Genomic DNA, 2004 nt, shown 5'->3' with positions numbered 1-2004 from the left:
TAATCTGTGTACACTCAGCTCTGCCACTTTGCTTACAAAGAATCTGGTTCATCTTTGATGCAACCTTATCTTCTATGTTCTTATATGTCTTATATGGTGAATTCTCAACCTCAACCTCAGCCTCAACCTCAGCCTCAGCCTCAACCTTAACCTTAACCTTAGCCTCAACCTCAACCTCAGCCTCAACCTCAACCTCAGCCTCAACCTTAACCTTAACCTTAGCCTTTGCCTCAGCCTCATTCTCCAATACTATCTGTTTTGAATGGTATCGGTTCCACAGAAACACCTTATATTTGTGGAATATATTCCACAATAAATTGAGTGTTATGGAACGTTTATATGATGTTTACCATCGTCTGTTGAGCAATACAAATGTTGCATTTAAGCGTTTTATCTGGTCTGAGATAGACTGGAACGACCGGTTGATTGCATTAATGGGTTCACGTGGTGTTGGAAAGACAACGCTAATGCTGCAATATTTGAAGGAAAATTATCCAAAGGATAATGATGTATTATATGTGAGCCTGGATGATATCTACTTTTCAAATCACAAACTTGTTGAATTTGCCGGTGATTTTTATAATCATGGCGGTAAATATCTGTTTTTGGATGAAGTGCATAAATACCCGGCCTGGTCGGTAGAGATAAAAAATTTGTACGACAGTTATCCGGATATGAAAATTGTTTTTTCGGGCTCTTCAGTATTGGATATCTATAAAGGGAGAGGTGATTTAAGTCGTCGTGTTTCCGCATATTTTGTTCCCGAAATGTCTTTGCGCGAGTACATAGAGCTTGAATATGGAATCCGGTTCCCGTCATTTTCATTGGAAACGCTGTTGTCCGATCATCTCTCAATAAGCCGCGATGTATGCGAAAAATTAAAGCCGCTTGCTGTGTTTAAGGAATATTTAATAAATGGTTGTTATCCTTTTTACAAAGAAAGCAAACCCCGGTATTTGGAACGTTTGCAACACGTTGTTAATACCGTGCTCGAAACAGATGTACCCATCACTCAGGGGGTGGAGTATAAGAACATCATAAAATTAAAGTCTCTGATAGAGATCATCAGTTCTAATGTTCCTTTTGTGCCCAATATGACTAAGCTGGCTGCAATGGTGAAGGTTGACCGCAAAACATTATATCATTATCTGGAAATACTGGAGAGAGCCGGAATTATTCTTTTGCTTAAGTCAGGTAAGGCAGGTCTTTCCCGCATGCGAAAGCCTGAAAAAATATTTCCCGGGAATGTGAATATCCTGAATGCTCTGGCCGATGAGAAACCTGACAGGGGTAATTTACGGGAGACTTTTGTTTTTCAGCAATTAAAACCAAAATATAAGGTGAATTATACTGATAGGGGTGACTTTCTGGTTGCCGGTAAATATACATTCGAAGTTGGCGGCAAAAATAAGAGCTTTGATCAGATAAATGATGTGCCTTCTTCCTTTCTGGTGATCGATAATGTGGAGTCAGGTCGTGGTAACCGAATCCCGCTCTGGTTGTTTGGGTTCTTGTATTGAGTTGCGTGTTGGTTAGTAGGCAAGTAGGCAAGTAGGTCAATAGGTGAATAAATCAATAGGTTAGTAGGTTAATAGTGTCTTATCCCTGATATTCGTGTTTTTTTTGGTCAAAATTAATGCTCTGTCACCGCTCCGCGGTTAATTGTTACTGACTTTATTGGTAACGTTACCACTCTGTCACCGCTCCGCGGTTAATTGTTACTGACTTTATTGGTAACGTTACCACTCTGTCACCGCTCCGCGGTTTTAGTATTGTCAACCCTATAACAACAGTTAATAGCCGCGGAGCGGCGACAGAACGGTAGAATTATGTAATAAGAAAAACAAAAAGCTGCGGAGCTGCGACAGATAATGTATAAATTTGTTTGGTTCTGGCTTGTCCAGGTTAGGTCAGTAGGTCAATAGGTCAGTAGGTCAATAGGTTAATAGGTTAGTAGGTTAGTAGGTTTATAGGCAGGCAGGTGATTAAAAATTAACCGCGGAG

At 40.3% G+C, this 2004-nt stretch carries 2 protein-coding genes; one reads left to right on the top strand and one right to left on the bottom strand.

Annotation, left to right across the window (positions count from 1 at the left end):
• Positions 1-247 (bottom strand): hypothetical protein (locus tag OQ5_RS23645; protein ID WP_044108001.1); only part of this gene is annotated, 247 nt, incomplete at its 3' end.
• Positions 248-326: 79 nt separating this feature from the next.
• Between OQ5_RS23645 and OQ5_RS0116430 the strand changes: the two genes are divergently transcribed.
• A complete protein-coding gene (locus tag OQ5_RS0116430; RefSeq protein ID WP_026055349.1) occupies positions 327-1520 on the top strand; it encodes an ATP-binding protein in 1194 nt (397 codons plus the stop codon).
• Positions 1521-2004: the final 484 nt, after the last annotated feature.

Source organism: Anaerophaga thermohalophila str. Valhall (assembly GCF_000250735.1).
Classification (GTDB): domain Bacteria; phylum Bacteroidota; class Bacteroidia; order Bacteroidales; family Marinilabiliaceae; genus Anaerophaga; species Anaerophaga thermohalophila_A.
This window is presented reverse-complemented; position numbering and strand designations above follow the sequence as displayed.

What these genes read in the sequence shown, in the direction of transcription:
- OQ5_RS0116430 (WP_026055349.1), top strand. Translation starts at nt 327, where the DNA reads ATGGAACGTTTATATGATGTTTACCATCGTCTGTTGAGCAATACAAAT.